The organism is Cedecea davisae, from assembly GCF_044095835.1.
GTDB classification, from domain to species: Bacteria; Pseudomonadota; Gammaproteobacteria; order Enterobacterales; family Enterobacteriaceae; genus Cedecea; species Cedecea davisae.
In genome coordinates this window covers 4,290,926-4,307,411 of sequence record NZ_CP172054.1, presented here as the reverse complement: position 1 = coordinate 4,307,411, position 16,486 = coordinate 4,290,926, and the positions used below count along the sequence as shown (strand labels likewise).

Sequence of the window (16,486 nt, the reverse complement as noted above, 5' to 3'; positions counted from 1 at the left end):
AATAAGTGTAATCCCTGCCGGGTGAATAAAAAGTGACCATTTCTGATGGTCTCTTTCAAAATATTTAGCCTATCCAGCAGTTTGTTTTGTAATTCACACGCTTAGCGAAATCCCCTGCAATGAAGATAATTAATTTGCACGCGCCCTTGAGTTTAGAGGCCCGGGTAAGTATGATTACGCGTCAATTTTTCAGCCGCAATTCAAACACGTTCCTTGCTTCCATGGGCCGCGGCTGACCCTGACAGGAGGCTGAATAATCCGTAAGGAGCAATTCGATGCGTCATTACGAAATCGTTTTTATGGTCCATCCTGACCAGAGCGAACAGGTTCCGGGTATGATCGAACGTTACACTGGTGCAATTACTGCAGCAGAAGGTACGATCCACCGTCTGGAAGACTGGGGCCGCCGTCAGCTGGCTTATCCGATCAACAAACTGCACAAAGCTCACTACGTTCTGCTGAACGTTGAAGCTCCGCAGGAAGCGATCGATGAGCTGGAAACTAACTTCCGCTTCAACGACGCCGTTATCCGCAGCATGGTTATGCGCGTTAAGCACGCGGTTACCGAAGCATCTCCAATGGTTAAAGCGAAAGACGAACGCCGTGAGCGTCGCGATGATTTCGCTAGCGAAACCGCTGACGATGCAGATGCTGGGGATTCTGAAGAGTAATTCTGATGACGGCCAACCGCCTGGCGTTGTCTGGCACCGTGTGCAAGACGCCCCTTCGCAAGGTCAGCCCCTCAGGAATTCCTCACTGCCAGTTCGTGCTTGAGCATCGTTCTGTGCAGCAGGAAGCCGGTCTTAACCGGCAGGCATGGTGCCGAATGCCAGTTATTGTTAGCGGGCACGCGAACCAGGCCATTACTCACAGTATAACGGTCGGTACGCAAATCACGGTTCACGGGTTCATTACTTGTCATCAGATGAAGAATGGGCTGAACAAAGTGGTATTGCATGCCGAGCAGATTGAATTGATAGATTCTGGAGACTAGCCATATGGCACGTTATTTCCGTCGTCGCAAGTTCTGCCGTTTCACCGCGGAAGGCGTTCAAGAGATCGACTATAAAGACATCGCTACGCTGAAAAACTACATCACCGAAAGCGGTAAGATTGTCCCAAGCCGTATCACCGGTACCCGTGCAAAATACCAGCGTCAGCTGGCTCGCGCTATCAAACGCGCTCGCTACCTGTCTCTGCTGCCGTACACTGATCGTCATCAGTAATCGGTCACGGTCCATTAATACGACTTTGAGAGGATAAGGTAATGCAAGTTATTCTGCTTGATAAAGTAGCAAACCTGGGTAGCCTGGGTGATCAGGTTAACGTTAAAGCGGGTTATGCTCGTAACTTCCTGGTACCACAGGGTAAAGCTGTTCCTGCTACCAAGAAAAACGTTGAGTTCTTCGAAGCACGCCGTGCAGAACTGGAAGCTAAACTGGCTGACGTTCTGGCTGCAGCTGCAGCTCGCGCTGAGAAAATCAACGCACTGGAAACCGTAACCATCGCGTCTAAAGCTGGCGACGAAGGTAAACTGTTCGGTTCCATCGGTACTCGCGACATCGCTGACGCTGTTACTGCAGCTGGCGTTGCTGTTGCCAAGAGCGAAGTTCGCCTGCCGAACGGCGTTCTGCGCACCACCGGTGAGCACGAAGTGGACTTCCAGGTTCACAGCGAAGTATTCGCTAAACTGACTGTAAACGTTGTAGCTGAATAATTTATTATTCACTGCTCGTAAAAACGCCAGCCTCGTGCTGGCGTTTTGCTTTTCAGGAACGGGTGGCAAAGTTCATCTCGATGTAATGTTTGAATGCGGGCTGAACTAAGAAGATAAAGAATATCTTCTGATTTACCCCAAACACCCGAAAACCACGTTTTTTGGGTGTTTGCCACCAGTCTAAAAACGCCAGCCTCGTGCTGGCGTTTTGCTTTTCTGAGGCCGCAATTTTTACTGCGCGCGGATAAAACTGCCGTTCGGCTGGCGGGTAAACAGCACCTGCTGATCGTTACCGATATCAATCGTTAAGCCCGTCACCACGCCGTTGGCATTCTGGCGTACCTGCACCATCTGGCCGCTTTGCAAATTACTCAGAGGCTTGTTTGCCCCTTCAACCTGGGCCATCGAATACACATCCGCAGGCGGCAGATTATGATCGCGGAACAGCTGCGCCATGGTCTGGCCCGACTCTACGCGATAGGAGCGCCACTGCTGCTCGATATCATTATTATCTTGCGGCACCGGGGCCTGAGTTTGTTCTTCTATCCTTGCTGGCTCAACGGGCGTAGCGGGAGCGCTGGTATTATTCGAAGGAGGAACCAGTTCGGCCTGCATAGGTGACTGGGACTGAACGGAGAGCTGGGCATCGCGCGTGACCGGGCGGCTGGCGTCGTCAGCGGTGGGCAGCAGGAAGCCGATAACAATGCATGCTGCGCCAAGAATAATGCCCCGGCGGTGCAGGGGAGGCAACGGATCCATCAGGCGGAAATGCTCAGGTGCATGCCAAATCCGCGTAAGCCATGGTTTAACAGCGAATTGCATCGACAACCCTCCTCGAAATAATACTTGTCCAGTATAGAACGCTAACTGTTTGATGCGCTAAGCAATCCGGGTTTCCGTGACGGTAAACCGCAATTCTGCGCCCGCTTAAGCTATTGTTCCCGTTTCGTTTGCATTTGTCACCTTTCCTCCATTTGCATTTTACCCTGCTGTTTGACGCTGTTATGCTGCGGGCTTGCTTTTAAACATCATGAAAGGAAAATCCATGACAACCCCTTCTTTTGACAGCGTCGAAGCGCAAGCAAGTTACGGTATTGGTTTACAGGTAGGTCAGCAACTGAGCGAATCCGGCCTGCAGGGTTTACTGCCAGAAGCGCTGGTCGCTGGCCTGCGCGATGCGCTGGAAGGGAATGCCCCGGCGGTTCCTGTTGACGTTGTTCACCGTGCGCTGCGCGAAGTTCACGAACGTGCTGATGAAGTGCGCCGTGAGCGTCAGAAAGAAATGGCTGTAGAAGGTCAAAAATATCTCGAGCAGAACGCAGAAAAAGAAGGCGTGAGCAGCACCGAGTCCGGCCTGCAGTTCCGCGTTCTGACCCAGGGCACTGGCCCAATCCCGGCGCGTAAAGATCACGTTCGCGTTCACTACACCGGCAAACTGATCGACGGCACCGTATTCGACAGCTCCGTACAGCGTGGCGAACCTGCTGAATTCCCGGTTAGCGGCGTTATTGCTGGCTGGATTGAAGCGCTGACCCTGATGCCGGTTGGCTCTAAGTGGGAACTGACTATTCCTCACAACCTCGCCTACGGCGAGCGCGGCGCCGGTGCTTCTATCCCGCCGTTCAGCACCCTGGTATTTGAAGTGGAATTGCTGGAAATTCTGTAATCCAGCCTTCAGCCCCGTCTCTGGCGGGGTTTTAAATTGACTAATAATAAATAAGCGTGATTTTATCTTGCATTAATCCTCGTTCCGGGTATTTTTGTGAGCTGTATCCCGCTGTGAATGCGATTTCACACTCAAATTAAACAAAAAATTAACAATAACCTTGTGCTTACTATTTATCCCGCCGATTCTTACCTCGTATCACGCAAACAACATCATTTAAAAACAGTTCACGGGCCAGTAGAGCCTGAAAAAACAGACAGGTACAGGAAAATACAAACATGGTAGATCAGGTCAAAGTTACAGACGAAGCTCAGGCTCCGACTGAGCAGTCGCTACGGCGTAATTTAACAAACCGCCATATTCAGCTTATTGCCATTGGGGGTGCAATTGGCACCGGCTTGTTTATGGGGTCAGGAAAGACCATCAGCCTCGCGGGGCCGTCCATTATTTTCGTCTACATGATAATCGGCTTTATGCTGTTCTTCGTGATGCGGGCGATGGGTGAGCTGTTGCTGTCCAATCTTGAATATAAATCCTTCAGCGACTTTGCCGCCGACCTGCTGGGGCCCTGGGCCGGGTATTTTACCGGCTGGACTTACTGGTTCTGCTGGGTGGTCACCGGTATGGCGGACGTGGTGGCGATAACCGCCTACGCGCAGTTCTGGTTCCCCGGCCTGTCGGACTGGGTCGCGTCCCTGGCCGTGGTGATCGTGCTCCTGAGCCTCAACCTGGCTACGGTCAAAATGTTCGGTGAAATGGAATTCTGGTTTGCGATGATCAAAATCGTCGCCATCGTTGCGCTGATCGTTATCGGCCTGGTGATGGTGCTGACCAGCTTCCATTCTCCGTCGGGCGTTGAGGCCTCTTTCAACAACCTGTGGAACGACGGTGGCTGGTTCCCGAAAGGGCTGAGCGGCTTCTTTGCCGGCTTCCAGATAGCGGTGTTTGCTTTTGTGGGCATTGAGCTGGTGGGCACAACCGCCGCTGAGACAAAAGACCCTGAGAAATCCCTGCCGCGCGCGATCAACTCAATTCCTCTGCGCATCATTATGTTCTACGTGTTCTCGCTGATTATCATTATGTCGGTGACGCCGTGGAGCTCTGTCGTGCCGGATAAGAGCCCGTTCGTTGAGCTGTTTGTGCTGGTCGGCCTGCCTGCGGCGGCGAGCATCATTAACTTCGTGGTGCTGACTTCTGCCGCTTCGTCTGCCAACAGCGGCGTATTCTCAACCAGCCGTATGTTGTTTGGCCTGGCACAGGACGGCATGGCGCCGAAAGCATTCGCTAAGCTTTCCAAACGTGCAGTCCCGGCTAAAGGGCTAACGTTCTCCTGTATCTGCCTGCTTGGCGGCGTGGTGATGCTTTACGTAAACCCGAACGTTATCGCCGCATTTACCATGATAACGACCGTGTCTGCGATTCTGTTTATGTTTGTCTGGACCATCATTCTTTGCTCGTACCTGGTGTACCGCAAGCAGCGTCCTCAACTGCATGAAAAATCCATCTACAAGATGCCGCTCGGCAAACTGATGTGCTGGGTTTGTATGGCCTTCTTTGTGTTTGTAATTGTGCTGCTGACGCTTGAAGACGATACCCGCCAGGCGCTGATCGTTACGCCGCTGTGGTTCATCGTACTGGGTGCTGGCTGGCTGCTCATCGGCAAGAAACGCCTGACGAACATCGGCAAATAGCCGGATTGGAATAGGCAGTAAAAATACCCTCTCCCTTCCCGGGAGAGGGGTTAAGTGACGGGAAGAGCTTGTTTATTCCCCGCCTAACGCCCGCGGAAACAGGACGTTATTCTCCAGACTGATGTGGTTCATCAGGTCGTCAATCAGTTCGTTAATCCCGTTATACATCGCTTTCCACGTCGTGCAGGCTTCCGGTGGCGGCGTCACGTTATTGGTGGTGTGCTTGATAACTTCCAGCAGCTCACCGGCTTCATCATGCTCGCTCTCCATCACGCTAATAGGCCCACCGGCCTGCGCGCCCATGCCCTGTTTAATCATCGGGAACAGGATCTGCTCTTCTTTCATCATGTGGCTGCTAAGTTCCTGGTGCAGCATGGTCAGGTATTTTGCTAACCCTTTTGGTACGTTTGGCTTATCGGCATGCACGCGTTCAACTTTGGTGGCCTGCAAAATCAGTTCCGGCAGCTGTTCGCGGTGGCGGTCGTGGAAGCGAACAATAATGTGGTCGATGATTTCCGCCAGCGGGGCGCTGCGCCAGTCTTTCTCCACCGGCTCGTCGGCCAGGGCGGCAAGCTGGGCTTCAATCTCTTCCAGATTTAACTCTTTACGACCGGCGGCCCGCAGCAGCGTTTGTTTGCCGCCACAGCAAAAATCCAGGTCCAGTTTACGGAACAGCGCGGAGGCGCGTGGAATCGTTAACGCCAGTTCGCCTAAAGGTTGATCGCGGTACGCCATAGCAAGATCCTCATAGTGAATTATAAGGTGTATTTTAAATGCATCTTTATCCGGGCACTATAACCCTTTCGGGGCACTGATTACAGTGAGACTTGCATCACAAAAAAAGTTTTCGCTTTAACATACTGAATGCTTACAAAAAATCCCCATAAATGGTGGTTCGTATTGCACAGCGGCATAAATAACCAGGGCAAGCTGCCGATAGTTAGACGTCGGACAATACCTGTATAAGAAAAGGCAATACATGTTTAAACGAATGAAAGTCATCACCTTGCTAATTACCGTTCTGATTGCGCTGGGCTTAATGCAGCTCCTCTCGGCCACGGTTTTCATCAATGCCCTCAATAACGATAAAAATAACTTCACCGTTTCCCAGCTTTCCAGCCAAAACGTGGCGGAATTTACCGATGCGTGGATAGCCCTGAACCAGGCTCGCGTAACGCTGAACCGCGGGATGTTGCGCATTCAGAGCAGCCTGGCTAACCAGATTAACGGCGGTCAGCTTCAGGAGCTGGTTACCACGACCAACACTCTGTTAGCCGAAGCCCAGAACCACTATGAAAAATATCAGGCTCTGCCCGATACGCCGGGCCTGCGCCCGCATCTGAGCGAAGAGCTGGAAGAGCAATATCGCAACTACTCTTCCACGCTGGCAAAAATGAACACCTTCCTGGGTCAAAGTAATCTGGAGCAGATGTTCAAACAGAATGCGGAGCAGAAGCAGGTCGCTATGCAGAAGGTTTACCGTGAATGGCGAGCCGAGCAATCTGAACTTTCGAGCGAGGGAGTTCGTGATAATCAGAACGACTATCAGCGCATTCTGTGGATCCTCAGCGCCGTAATGCTGTGCGTGATTTTTGTGATTGTGATGAGCTGGGTAGCGATGCGCCGCGTTCTGCTGCTGCCACTGAATGAGGTTATGGGGCATATCCGCGCTATTGCCGCAGGTGACCTCACTCAGTCCATTGATGTTCAGGGCAAAAACGAAATGGCCCTGCTGGCAAACAGCGTAGACGAGATGCAAAAATCGCTGGCCAATACCGTGGGTGTGGTGCGTGACGGTGCCGACACCATTTACACCGGCGCGGGTGAAATCTCTGCTGGCAGCAACGATCTTTCTTCTCGTACCGAGCAGCAGGCTGCTTCTCTTGAAGAGACCGCGGCCAGCATGGAACAGTTGACGGCAACGGTGAAACAGAATGCCGACAACGCTCGTCAGGCTTCCCGCCTGGCTCTGGATGCATCAACTACCGCGAAAAAGGGCGGCAGCGTGGTTGAGGGCGTCGTGCGGACAATGGACGAAATCGCGACCAGCTCCAGCAAGATCGCTCAAATTACCAACGTTATCGACGGAATTGCCTTCCAGACCAATATTCTGGCGCTTAACGCGGCGGTAGAAGCCGCTCGCGCCGGTGAGCAGGGGCGTGGTTTTGCCGTAGTTGCCGGGGAAGTTCGCACTCTGGCCCAGCGCAGCGCCCAGGCTGCCAAAGAAATTAAAGCGCTGATTGATGATTCCGGCGAGCGCGTGAATGCAGGATCTGAGCTGGTGAACGAAGCAGGAAAAACCATGGCTGAGATTGTCGGGGCGGTCACTCGCGTAACCGATATTATGGGTGAAATCGCCTCTGCCTCAGATGAGCAAAGCCGAGGTATCGACCAGGTAGGCCAGGCCGTTGCCGAGATGGACCGCGTGACTCAGCAGAATGCTTCTTTGGTGGAAGAGTCTGCCGCAGCGGCTGCGGCGCTTGAAGAGCAGGCTTCGCGCCTTAATGAGGCGGTTGCGGTGTTTAAAGTTAGCCGTCGCCAACCGGCTCAGGTAAAAGCGGCTTCGGTAAAAACGCCGCTGCTGAAGGCAAAGCAGGCGCTTCCGGTATCCGATGCGAACTGGGAAACCTTCTAAAAAATCCCGTTAGCCAGTGGCCTGGCGGGATTATTTGACTTCTGGCCGGGCGCAGTAAGCCCGGCTTTTTTACACCCCGGAAACCTGCACCACGGTCGGTTTTTCCGGCTTTGAGCGCACGGCGAGCACCACGCCAATGGCAAGGCTGAGTACGCCGCACAGCGTTAATAGCGGCGGCCAACTGTGGCGAATCATAAAGGTGTAAGCAAGGCCCGCTAAGGTTTCAAAAACAATCAGCGGGCCGACAATCACCGTCGGCAGGCGCTGGCAGGCAATATTCCAGCACAGATTTCCCAGCCACGAGCAGAGTACGGCGATTGCCAGCATCAGAGGGATAAACACCTCCGGGCGCGGGCCAAACGGCAGGGCGAAACTGGCCTCGCTGCTGCTCATCCACCAGCACACTGCCACATAGCCAATAAGCGAGAAGGGCAGAGTCGAAAGCCCCTGGACGGTTGCCCACATCATCGGATTTTTGTCCGGGTTTTCGCGCAGCCAGCGGGCGTTTCGCAGCGCATACCACGCCCAGCAGGCCACCGAAATAAAGGCCAGCAGAATACCGCTGGCATAGCGCCACCAGCTAAAGTCGGCCTGTTTTCCACTGAGTTCGGCGGTGTTAACCATTATCAGCCCGGCGGCAATAATCACCAGCGCGGGAGCAAGCCGCCGCCACGGAAGTTTACCGTCGCGTTTGCTGTACAGCAGGTTAGCGAAAATCGGGATAACCACCGGCAGCGTGCCGATAATCATGGTTGCGATAGGCGCGCCGGTACGCTGGATGGCGCTAGCCAGGCAGACGTAATAAATCAGGTTACCGACGCTGGAAAGCTTCAGGGCGGTAAACCAGTCCTGGCGGCTCAGCTCAAGCAAACGCCTGCGCCCCAGCCAGGCAATCGGGATGGCAATCAGGCCCAACGCCAGGTAGCGCCCGGTGGATTGCAGGGCCGCCGGGTAGTCCGGTACGATAATTGGCCCGACAAAGATTAATCCCCACATCAGCCCCGCCAGCAAAGCATACAGCACACCACTCAACATCTTCTTTTCCTGCAAAGTCACAATTTGAGGCAAGTGTAGGGGGGCAGAAGAGAGGCGTATTGTACCAGCTTGCTGTCCTGCTAACGGGAGACCTGCTTTTGGTAGCGCACGGGCGTGATGCCGTAGCGCCGGGCAAACGCGCGCGTGAGGTGAGCCTGGTCCGTCAGGCCGCTGGCGGCGGCAACCTGGGCGGCGGGCATTCCGGCGGTGAGAAACTGCTTGGCGTGCCACAGGCGAATCGCCATCAGCATCTGGTGGGGCGTAACGTGGTAATAGGCCTTAAACTGGCGCTGGAAATGGTACGGGCTGAGTGACACCAGCGCCGCTAAATCATCAAGCGTGATGGTGTGCATATAGTTGTCATAAAGGTATTCGCGTACCAGCGTGAAGCGATTTGCTCCCTCCCGAAGCCCCGGAAGATGGCGGGCGTAGGGGCGAAAAGCTTCGACCAGATTCAGCAATAAACCCTGCTGAGTCAGCGTGTCTTCGGCCTGCCAGAGGCCGCCAATAAACTGTGAAACCTGGCGAGCGCGGGCGGGATCATGGTTCACCGCCGCGTTAAACCACCAGCTCCGCTCCCCGGTTACCGACTCCAGCAGATCCGGGTCCAGATAAATCATGCGGTACTGCCAGCCGTCTTCGCTGGCGGCTTCGCCGGTATGCAGCTCGTCCGGGTTCATCAGAACCAGCGAATCGGTTGGCGCAACCAGCTGTTCCCCGCGGTAACGAAAGCGCTCCGCTCCCCAGGTGATTGCTCCGATGCCGAAGGCTTCATGGGTATGCGGCTCGAAGGCGTACTTCGCAATATGGGCGTGATAAAGCTCAACGCCCGGCAGCTGCGGCAAATGCCGGAACTGGGCGCTGTCTCTCTCATCGCTAAACTGCTCGGGTACACCCTGCACGCTTTCTCTCCACGCTGAATCTCCCGTTATTATAGAGATGCCAGCGTGGAGGGCTAGTTATTAACCAGGTTTTAACAATTACAGCGCGGTTTTTACGCTGTCGCTGAGGGACGTGGTCGGGCGGCCAATCAGCTTGCTGAGCTGGTGCCCGTCGTCGAACAGGCCGCCTTTTTCTGCTCCGCTATCGGAATTTGCCAGCAGGTCAGCAAAGCCTTCCGGCAGGCCAGCGCCCTGAAGTGCGGCTTTAAAGTCGGCTTCGCTCAGGTTCTGATAAACCACCGGTTTGCCGCTTTGCTTGCTGACTTCCGCCGCCAGCTCTGCAAGCGTCCAGGCCTGGTCACCGGCCAGCTCGTAAACTTTGCCTGCCTGGTTATCCAGCGTCAGCACTTTTGCCGCAGCGGCTGCGTAATCAGCGCGGGTGGCGGAGGCGATTTTGCCTTCTCCGGCGCTGCCGATAAACACGCCGTGCTGAACCGCAGGCGGCACGCTGGCAAGATAGTTTTCGGTGTACCAGCCGTTACGCAGCAGCACAAACGGTAAGCCAGATGCCTGAAGCAGTTGCTCGGTGGCTACATGTTCATCCGCCAGCGCCAGAGGCGAGCGGTCGGCATGCAGCAGGCTGGTGTAGGCGATAAGTTTTACGCCCGCCTGTTTCGCGGCCTCGATAATATTTTTGTGCTGAACGGTACGCTGACCGACTTCGCTGGAGGAGATCAGCAGCACTTTTTCTACCCCGGAAAACGCTTTTGCCAGGGCAGAAACATCGCCGTAGTCTGCCGCCCGCACCTGCACGCCGCGGCTGGCAAAATCTTCAACTTTTGCCGGGTTTCTTACTACGGTAACGACCTCTGCGGCATCAACGGTTTTCAGTAAATCTTCAACCACAAGGCGGCCCAGCTGGCCGGAAGCTCCGGTAATCGCAATCATGATGAATCTCCTGAGTGATGTTTCATACGAGTTGTGTCACACTAGCACCTTAGCTAACTTTTAGTAAGTACGCACAAAAAGGTAAGTATCAAATGAGTGAAACCACCGAAGCACCTCCTTCTTTGGGCGAACAGCTGCGCAGCGGAAATCTGTTCTGCGACAAATGCCCGTCGCGCGATGTTCTGAAGCACGTAACCAGCCGCTGGGGCGTACTTATCCTGATGGCTTTGCAGGACGGCACTCATCGCTTCAGCGATTTAAGACGCAAGATGGGCGGCGTAAGCGAAAAAATGCTGGCACAAACGCTGCAATGGCTCGAGGCCGACGGATTTGTCGACAGGAAATCTTATCCGGTAGTGCCGCCGCATGTGGAATACACCCTGACGCCAATGGGGCATGAAATATCCGGCAAGGTCGCCGCGCTGGCGGACTGGATTGAGGGGAATCTGCCGCAGGTGATGGCGTCCCGCGAGAAACGGGACGCCTGAGAGCCTTACTTAGTTAAATCAAGCTGATAAACGGCGAACCCGATCTCGTCGTTGCCGACGTTTTTCATCGGATACTGCGCTTTTTCTTTGATAAACGCGGCGGCTTTTTCGGTTGGCGACGTTTCGAAGCGGATATCCAGCGGCTGCTTGCTGGCAATTTTCGCCAGGCGCCAGTTATTGTCCGCTGCCGGGTGAATTTCGCCCTGAGCGCTAATCCAGCTGGCAAGCACCGAGCGGTTCTCGTCCGGGGAAGCAAACGCGATATGGCTGTCGCCGGTTCCGGCAAACTTGCCGCCGTAGGCACGGTAGTTATTGGTTGCCACCAGGAATACGGCGTTCGGATCGATTGGCTTGCCTTTGAAGGTCAGCTGTTTGATACGCTCGGCTTTCGGGTTAACCATCTGGCATTCGCCGTCGTAGCGAGCCGGCTGGGAAACATCAACCTGATAATTTACGCCGTCAATAACGTCGAAGTTATAGGTGCGGAACCCGTCCCAGTTGATAAGTTCCTGCGGTTTAGCGCTGTTTACGTCAATCTGGTTGAACTGCCCGGCGGAGCATTCCAGCCACTCTTTCACTTCTTTCCCCGTCGCTTTCACAACAACCAGGGTATTCGGATAAAGGTAGAGATCGGCGGCGTTGCGGAAGGTCAGCTGGCCTTTTTCCACTTCAACAAAGCTTGCCGGATCGTTTTTACGGCCACCGACTTTGAAAGGCGCGGCGGCGGAGAGTACCGGCAGGTTAGCCAGATCCGGATCGCCCTGAATGTATTTTTCAACATAGGCACGCTGCGCGTTATTCACCACCTGCACGGTTGGGTCGTCCTGCACCAGCGCGAGGTAGCTATACATGTTGTCCGATGATTTGCCGACAGGCTTGCTGACAAATTCGCGGGTGGCGTCGTGATCGTGTTCCAGCACTTTCACCAGCTTCGCATCTTCAGGCGCCAGTGATTTTTTGGCAACGGTATCGTAAATCGGGCGTGCTTCGGCTTTGCTGCCGGTGACTTTCCAGCTACCGGAGTCGTTGTTCAGCACCAGATCCACCACGCCTAGATGGTCTCCCCACATGCCCGGCATTACCGCCGGGACGCCGTTCAGGGTGCCTTTCTCAATATCGGCTCCTTTAATGCTGGCAAAATCCTTGCCCGGGAAAACGGCATGGGCGTGACCGAACATAATCGCATCCACGCCCGGGACTTCGCTGAGGTAGTAAACGGAGTTTTCCGCCATCGCCTGGTAAGGCTCGCTGGAAAGGCCCGAGTGCGCGATGACCACCACCACATCCGCACCCTGCTTGCGCATTTCAGGCACGTACTTGCGGGCGGTTTCGGTGATGTCGTTCACCGTCACTTTGCCGCTGAGATTTGCTTTATCCCAGGTCATTATCTGTGGCGGAACGAAGCCGATATAACCGATGCGTAAAGTCTGAGATTTGCCGTCTTTATCTTTAACCTCAGTCTCTTTAATCAGATAAGGCGTAAACAGCGGCTTATTGGTTTTGGTATCAATAATATTGGCGTTAACGTACGGGAACTTCGCGCCAGCGAGGGCTTTATGCAGGAAGTCGAGGCCGTAGTTGAATTCGTGATTGCCAAGGTTGCCCACGGTATAGTCCAGCGTATTCAGCGCTTTATAGACCGGGTGGATTTCTCCCGCCTTGAGGCCTTTTGCCGCCGCGTAATCGCCCAGCGGGCTGCCCTGAATAATGTCGCCATTATCCACCAGCACGCTGTTGGTGACTTCACCGCGGGCGGCATTGATTAAACTTGCGGTGCGTACCAGCCCGAACTTCTCAGTAGGCGTATCTTTGTAGTAATCGAAGTCCATCATATTACTGTGCAGATCGGTTGTTTCCATGATCCGCAGATCGACGGTTGCCGCATTGACGCTGGCCGCTATCAGCGTGGCCAGAAGCGTTGCGCTAAACTTAATCATGTTCAATGTCCTTTTTAGAGGTACGCCACAAAGGGCAATGTATATACATACTGTTGCTTACAATTTTGTGAAGTCTGCCAGAAATTTTCGGCACTAAACCAGAAATGCTTCACAGATAGCGCATCGCGGTGCAATGAGATATAAGTAAAACAATAAGTTATTCGCTCGGTGCAGCGCGCAGCGACACAACACGAGGTGGAGAATGTTAGAACAAATTTGCCAACTGGCGCGGGAAGCGGGCGTCGCCATCATGCAGGTCTATGAAGGTGAAAAGCCGCTTGAAGCAACCCACAAGTCAGACGACTCGCCGGTGACGGCGGCAGATCTAGCCGCACACGCAATTATTCTCGAAGGCTTACGGACGTTAACGCCGGACATACCGGTGCTGTCGGAAGAAGATCCCCAGTCGTGGGAAACTCGTCAAAACTGGCAGCGCTACTGGCTGGTTGACCCGCTGGATGGCACGAAAGAGTTCCTCAAGCGCAACGGCGAGTTCACCGTTAACATCGCGCTTATCGAGCATGGTAAAGCGGTGATGGGCGTGGTCTATGCCCCGGTGCTGAAAATCATGTACAGCGCAGCGGAAGGGAAGGCGTGGAAGGAAGAGTGCGGCGTGCGTAACCAAATTCACGTTCGGGATGCCCGCCCGCCGCGCGTAGTTGTGAGCCGCTCTCATGCCGCCAGCGATGACGAACTGAAAGAATATTTGCAGCAGATGGGAGAGCACCAGACCACGGCTATTGGTTCATCGCTCAAGTTTTGCCTGGTGGCCGATGGCCAGGCGCAGCTTTACCCGCGCTTTGGGCCAACCAATATCTGGGATACCGCAGCGGGGCATGCCGTGGCGGTGGCCGCCGGGGCGCATGTGCACGACTGGCAGGGTAAAACGCTTGATTACACCCCGCGCGAGTCGTTCCTTAACCCCGGCTTCCGGGTTTCTATTTACTGAGTAGCCCCTGTAGCAGGCTAATCACCTGCTGCACTTCCTGCTGGGTTAGCGGGCCGTCTTTGGCGAACTGAATACGGCCTTCTTTATCCAGCACCACGATTGCCGATCCACCCTGCTCAAGTTTCCAGGCTTTGGCCGCCACGCCGTTGCCGTCGACAACAAACTGCGACCACGGAAACTCCTTCTTATTACTCTCTATACTGCTGCGAACGAACATCGAGGTGCCGACTATAGCGTCATCGGTATTTACGATGGTGGTTGTCTGGTATTTGTCGTGCGGGAATTTCGCCGCTTTGATGGCTTCGACAACCGCAGCATTTTCCTCTTTAGCGCTGGAGCGGCCGGCAATATGCTGGAGCACCCGCACTTTTCCCGGCAGCTGCGCGCTATTCCAGTTTTTGTAGCTAAACTTACCGTTATCGAGCACTAACTCTCCCTTATCGGTTATCCCAATCGGTGAGACTCGCTGGTTATTCTCGAAGTTGTGCGCCGAGGCCATAAGCGGCAGCAGCAGAAGGGAAAGCGCCAGAGTTCCGCGCAGGGTCATAGTGAGCTCCTTATTGTTGTTGGCAGGTGATCCGACCACTTGAGTCGACGTTTTAAGCATATGTGCTGAATAACCATCTGTCCCGCAATGACAATGCCAGTTTGCGGAGCGGCGCACATATCCCTGAATTTTGAAGGCTTACGCTATTATTTTTTTACAAATTAAAAGATTGTTCTGAAAGTTTGTAATCTTTTAGTAAAAAAACTGCTACATACTAGGTCCCCTCGGATATCTGGACTATAGTTTTTGAGCACCAAAATTTTTCGCCTCATTTTGTTGAGCCAAATGTGGCTCGCAGGGGCGTAAACACTGCAGGAGTGAAACAACAATGAAAATTTTCCAACGTTACAACCCCCTTCAGGTGGCGAAGTACGTGAAGATCCTGTTCCGTGGACGGTTGTATATCAAGGACGTTGGCGCTTTCGAATTTGATAAGGGCAAAATCCTTGTCCCGAAGGTTAAAGACAAGCAGCACTACTCGGTGATGTCCGAGGTTAACCGCCAGGTCATGCGTTTGCAGGCGGACATGGGCTAGGCCCAAAGGTTGTAAAAAAAACGGCCCTCGCAAGGGCCGTTCGTGTTTCTGAGGAGCTTACTGCTCCTGATTTTCTTCAGCATCGGGCAGCTTTGGCGTCAGCGCCGTTGGCTTGTTATCAATGCGCGTCACCAGCAGCTGGTCGATGCGGTAGTTATCAATATCCACTACCTCGAACTTGTAGCCGGAGAATTTCACCGCATCTGTGCGTTTTGGGATCTTACGCAGCATAAACATCATGAATCCGCCGATGGTTTCGTAGTTGCCGGACTGCGGGAATTCGTCGATATCCAGCACGCGCATCACGTCATCGATAGGCGTCCCGCCTTCAACCAGCCACGAGTTCTCGTCGCGGGCCACAATCTGCTCTTCCATCCCCTGGCCGACCAGGTCGCCCATCAGGGTGGTCATCACGTCGTTCAGGGTGATAATGCCTACCACCAGCGCGTATTCGTTCATGATAACCGCGAAGTCTTCACCGGCGGTTTTGAAGCTTTCCAGCGCCTCGGACAGCGTCAGCGTATCCGGCACAATCAGCGCATTACGCAGATGCACGCCGCTGTTAAGCGCCATGCTTTGGTTGCCCAGCACGCGGTTCAGCAGCTCTTTAGAGTCAACGTAGCCGACAACGTGATCGATATCGCCGTTACACACCAGGAACTTGGAGTGAGGATGCTCGGCGATGGTGGACTTCAGGCTCTGCTCGTCGGCGTGTAAATCGAACCAGATAACGTTTTCGCGTGAGGTCATGGAGGACGGGACGGTACGTGATTCAAGTTCGAACACGTTTTCGATCAATTCGTGCTCCTGTTTACGCAGCACGCCCGCCAGCGCACCGGCTTCAAATATCGCATAAACGTCGTCGGAGGTAATGTCGTCTTTACGCACCATCGGCAGTTTGAAGATGCGGAAGATAACGTTCGCCAGGCCGTTGAAGAACCAGACCAGAGGTCTGAAGATAAACAGACAGAAGCGCATCGGGTTGATGATTCGCAAAGCGACCGTTTCAGGCGAAATCATACCGATGCGTTTCGGGGTAAGGTCTGCAAACAGGATGAACAGGCTGGTGACGAGGGTGAACGAGATAATAAAGCTGAGCTGATCGGCAAGTTCCGGAGACAGGAAGCGTTCCAGCAGCATTTTAAAGGCCGGTGAAAAGGCCGCATCGCCGACGATACCGCCGAGAATAGCTACGGCGTTCAGGCCAATTTGCACCACGGTAAAGAACATGCCCGGCGTTTCCTGCATCTTCAGTACGCGCTGCGCGTTCACATTGCCTTCATCGGCCAGCAGCTTAAGTTTGATTTTACGAGAGGCGGCAAGCGAGATCTCAGAGATTGAGAAGAAGGCACTGATAGCAATAAGAATAAGTATTATCAAAATACTGTTTAACATAATTTATCTGGCTGTTGTGGCCAGATCCTCGGAAGGGAAAAGTTGAAAAATCTAAGGGGTCA

18 protein-coding genes are annotated in these 16,486 nt (G+C 53.9%); 10 read left to right on the top strand and 8 right to left on the bottom strand.

Annotated features, from left to right (window positions below):
* The first annotated feature begins 275 nt into the window (after positions 1-275).
* The 4 genes from rpsF to rplI are packed head-to-tail and all read left to right on the top strand — an operon-like array spanning position 276 to position 1,717.
* Positions 276-671, top strand: a complete 396-nt coding sequence (rpsF, locus tag ACG1VR_RS20540; protein ID WP_016517636.1) for a 30S ribosomal protein S6 — start codon at positions 276-278, stop codon at positions 669-671.
* A gap of 5 nt (positions 672-676) precedes the next feature.
* Entirely contained in the window at positions 677-994 is a 318-nt protein-coding gene (gene priB / locus ACG1VR_RS20535) for a primosomal replication protein N (protein WP_016517637.1), read from the top strand.
* 4 nt (positions 995-998) lie between these two features.
* Positions 999-1,226, top strand: a complete 228-nt coding sequence (gene rpsR, locus ACG1VR_RS20530) for a 30S ribosomal protein S18 (protein WP_000135199.1) — start codon at positions 999-1,001, stop codon at positions 1,224-1,226.
* Between the two features lie 41 nt (positions 1,227-1,267).
* Positions 1,268-1,717, top strand: a complete 450-nt coding sequence (gene rplI, locus ACG1VR_RS20525; RefSeq protein ID WP_008460412.1) for a 50S ribosomal protein L9 — start codon at positions 1,268-1,270, stop codon at positions 1,715-1,717.
* A 231-nt stretch (positions 1,718-1,948) separates the two neighbouring features.
* Here the strand turns inward: rplI and ACG1VR_RS20520 are convergent, their stop codons facing one another.
* Positions 1,949-2,539 (bottom strand): OapA family protein, encoded by a 591-nt coding sequence (locus ACG1VR_RS20520; RefSeq protein WP_395489685.1) that lies wholly within the window; start codon positions 2,537-2,539, stop codon positions 1,949-1,951.
* Positions 2,540-2,762: 223 nt separating this feature from the next.
* Here ACG1VR_RS20520 and fklB point away from each other — a divergent pair, with 223 nt between their 5' ends.
* Both fklB and cycA read left to right on the top strand, forming a co-directional pair.
* A complete protein-coding gene (fklB, locus tag ACG1VR_RS20515) occupies positions 2,763-3,383 on the top strand; it encodes an FKBP-type peptidyl-prolyl cis-trans isomerase (protein ID WP_039897848.1) in 621 nt (206 codons plus the stop codon).
* 278 nt (positions 3,384-3,661) lie between these two features.
* Positions 3,662-5,074 carry a D-serine/D-alanine/glycine transporter gene (gene cycA, locus ACG1VR_RS20510; protein WP_016534641.1) on the top strand — a complete coding sequence of 471 codons (1,413 nt, stop codon included), beginning with the start codon at positions 3,662-3,664 and terminating at the stop codon, positions 5,072-5,074.
* 72 nt (positions 5,075-5,146) lie between these two features.
* On the opposite strand, the gene ytfE is transcribed toward cycA, so the two are convergent.
* Positions 5,147-5,809, bottom strand: coding sequence for an iron-sulfur cluster repair protein YtfE (gene ytfE / locus ACG1VR_RS20505; RefSeq protein ID WP_172568475.1), 663 nt, complete (start codon positions 5,807-5,809; stop codon positions 5,147-5,149).
* Positions 5,810-6,053: 244 nt separating this feature from the next.
* Here ytfE and ACG1VR_RS20500 point away from each other — a divergent pair, with 244 nt between their 5' ends.
* Positions 6,054-7,709, top strand: coding sequence for a methyl-accepting chemotaxis protein (locus ACG1VR_RS20500; protein ID WP_016534643.1), 1,656 nt, complete (start codon positions 6,054-6,056; stop codon positions 7,707-7,709).
* 69 nt (positions 7,710-7,778) lie between these two features.
* On the opposite strand, the gene ACG1VR_RS20495 is transcribed toward ACG1VR_RS20500, so the two are convergent.
* From ACG1VR_RS20495 to ACG1VR_RS20485, 3 genes are all read right to left on the bottom strand, one after another.
* On the bottom strand, positions 7,779-8,744 hold the full coding sequence (locus tag ACG1VR_RS20495; RefSeq protein ID WP_039897851.1) for a DMT family transporter: 966 nt from the start codon (positions 8,742-8,744) through the stop codon (positions 7,779-7,781).
* 80 nt (positions 8,745-8,824) lie between these two features.
* A complete protein-coding gene (locus ACG1VR_RS20490) occupies positions 8,825-9,646 on the bottom strand; it encodes an AraC family ligand binding domain-containing protein (protein WP_395489684.1) in 822 nt (273 codons plus the stop codon).
* 78 nt (positions 9,647-9,724) lie between these two features.
* Complete coding sequence (locus ACG1VR_RS20485) at positions 9,725-10,573, bottom strand: SDR family oxidoreductase (RefSeq protein ID WP_395489683.1); 849 nt, start codon at positions 10,571-10,573, stop codon at positions 9,725-9,727.
* A 92-nt stretch (positions 10,574-10,665) separates the two neighbouring features.
* Here ACG1VR_RS20485 and ACG1VR_RS20480 point away from each other — a divergent pair, with 92 nt between their 5' ends.
* Positions 10,666-11,061 (top strand): helix-turn-helix domain-containing protein, encoded by a 396-nt coding sequence (locus tag ACG1VR_RS20480; protein WP_016534647.1) that lies wholly within the window; start codon positions 10,666-10,668, stop codon positions 11,059-11,061.
* Between the two features lie 5 nt (positions 11,062-11,066).
* Here the strand turns inward: ACG1VR_RS20480 and ACG1VR_RS20475 are convergent, their stop codons facing one another.
* Positions 11,067-12,998 carry a bifunctional 2',3'-cyclic-nucleotide 2'-phosphodiesterase/3'-nucleotidase gene (locus ACG1VR_RS20475; protein ID WP_395489682.1) on the bottom strand — a complete coding sequence of 644 codons (1,932 nt, stop codon included), beginning with the start codon at positions 12,996-12,998 and terminating at the stop codon, positions 11,067-11,069.
* Positions 12,999-13,200: 202 nt separating this feature from the next.
* On the opposite strand from ACG1VR_RS20475, the gene cysQ reads away from it, so the two are divergent.
* Complete coding sequence (gene cysQ, locus ACG1VR_RS20470) at positions 13,201-13,947, top strand: 3'(2'),5'-bisphosphate nucleotidase CysQ (RefSeq protein ID WP_395489681.1); 747 nt, start codon at positions 13,201-13,203, stop codon at positions 13,945-13,947.
* Here the strand turns inward: cysQ and ACG1VR_RS20465 are convergent.
* Positions 13,937-14,494 carry a YtfJ family protein gene (locus tag ACG1VR_RS20465; protein ID WP_039897852.1) on the bottom strand — a complete coding sequence of 186 codons (558 nt, stop codon included), beginning with the start codon at positions 14,492-14,494 and terminating at the stop codon, positions 13,937-13,939. The genes cysQ and ACG1VR_RS20465 overlap by 11 nt on opposite strands.
* A gap of 328 nt (positions 14,495-14,822) precedes the next feature.
* Here ACG1VR_RS20465 and ACG1VR_RS20460 point away from each other — a divergent pair, with 328 nt between their 5' ends.
* On the top strand, positions 14,823-15,029 hold the full coding sequence (locus ACG1VR_RS20460; RefSeq protein WP_008460430.1) for a DUF1107 domain-containing protein: 207 nt from the start codon (positions 14,823-14,825) through the stop codon (positions 15,027-15,029).
* A gap of 57 nt (positions 15,030-15,086) precedes the next feature.
* On the opposite strand, the gene ACG1VR_RS20455 is transcribed toward ACG1VR_RS20460, so the two are convergent.
* The gene (locus ACG1VR_RS20455) at positions 15,087-16,424 is read right to left on the bottom strand and encodes a hemolysin family protein (protein WP_395489680.1); all 1,338 of its coding nucleotides are present in this window, start codon (positions 16,422-16,424) and stop codon (positions 15,087-15,089) included.
* Positions 16,425-16,486: the final 62 nt, after the last annotated feature.

Coding starts and splice junctions, on each gene's coding strand:
- rpsF (WP_016517636.1), top strand. CDS start 276: ATGCGTCATTACGAAATCGTTTTTATGGTCCATCCTGACCAGAGCGAA.
- priB (WP_016517637.1), top strand. CDS start 677: ATGACGGCCAACCGCCTGGCGTTGTCTGGCACCGTGTGCAAGACGCCC.
- rpsR (WP_000135199.1), top strand. CDS start 999: ATGGCACGTTATTTCCGTCGTCGCAAGTTCTGCCGTTTCACCGCGGAA.
- rplI (WP_008460412.1), top strand. CDS start 1,268: ATGCAAGTTATTCTGCTTGATAAAGTAGCAAACCTGGGTAGCCTGGGT.
- ACG1VR_RS20520 (WP_395489685.1), bottom strand. CDS start 2,539: ATGCAATTCGCTGTTAAACCATGGCTTACGCGGATTTGGCATGCACCT.
- fklB (WP_039897848.1), top strand. CDS start 2,763: ATGACAACCCCTTCTTTTGACAGCGTCGAAGCGCAAGCAAGTTACGGT.
- cycA (WP_016534641.1), top strand. CDS start 3,662: ATGGTAGATCAGGTCAAAGTTACAGACGAAGCTCAGGCTCCGACTGAG.
- ytfE (WP_172568475.1), bottom strand. CDS start 5,809: ATGGCGTACCGCGATCAACCTTTAGGCGAACTGGCGTTAACGATTCCA.
- ACG1VR_RS20500 (WP_016534643.1), top strand. CDS start 6,054: ATGTTTAAACGAATGAAAGTCATCACCTTGCTAATTACCGTTCTGATT.
- ACG1VR_RS20495 (WP_039897851.1), bottom strand. CDS start 8,744: ATGTTGAGTGGTGTGCTGTATGCTTTGCTGGCGGGGCTGATGTGGGGA.
- ACG1VR_RS20485 (WP_395489683.1), bottom strand. CDS start 10,573: ATGATTGCGATTACCGGAGCTTCCGGCCAGCTGGGCCGCCTTGTGGTT.
- ACG1VR_RS20480 (WP_016534647.1), top strand. CDS start 10,666: ATGAGTGAAACCACCGAAGCACCTCCTTCTTTGGGCGAACAGCTGCGC.
- ACG1VR_RS20475 (WP_395489682.1), bottom strand. CDS start 12,998: ATGATTAAGTTTAGCGCAACGCTTCTGGCCACGCTGATAGCGGCCAGC.
- cysQ (WP_395489681.1), top strand. CDS start 13,201: ATGTTAGAACAAATTTGCCAACTGGCGCGGGAAGCGGGCGTCGCCATC.
- ACG1VR_RS20465 (WP_039897852.1), bottom strand. CDS start 14,494: ATGACCCTGCGCGGAACTCTGGCGCTTTCCCTTCTGCTGCTGCCGCTT.
- ACG1VR_RS20460 (WP_008460430.1), top strand. CDS start 14,823: ATGAAAATTTTCCAACGTTACAACCCCCTTCAGGTGGCGAAGTACGTG.
- ACG1VR_RS20455 (WP_395489680.1), bottom strand. CDS start 16,424: ATGTTAAACAGTATTTTGATAATACTTATTCTTATTGCTATCAGTGCC.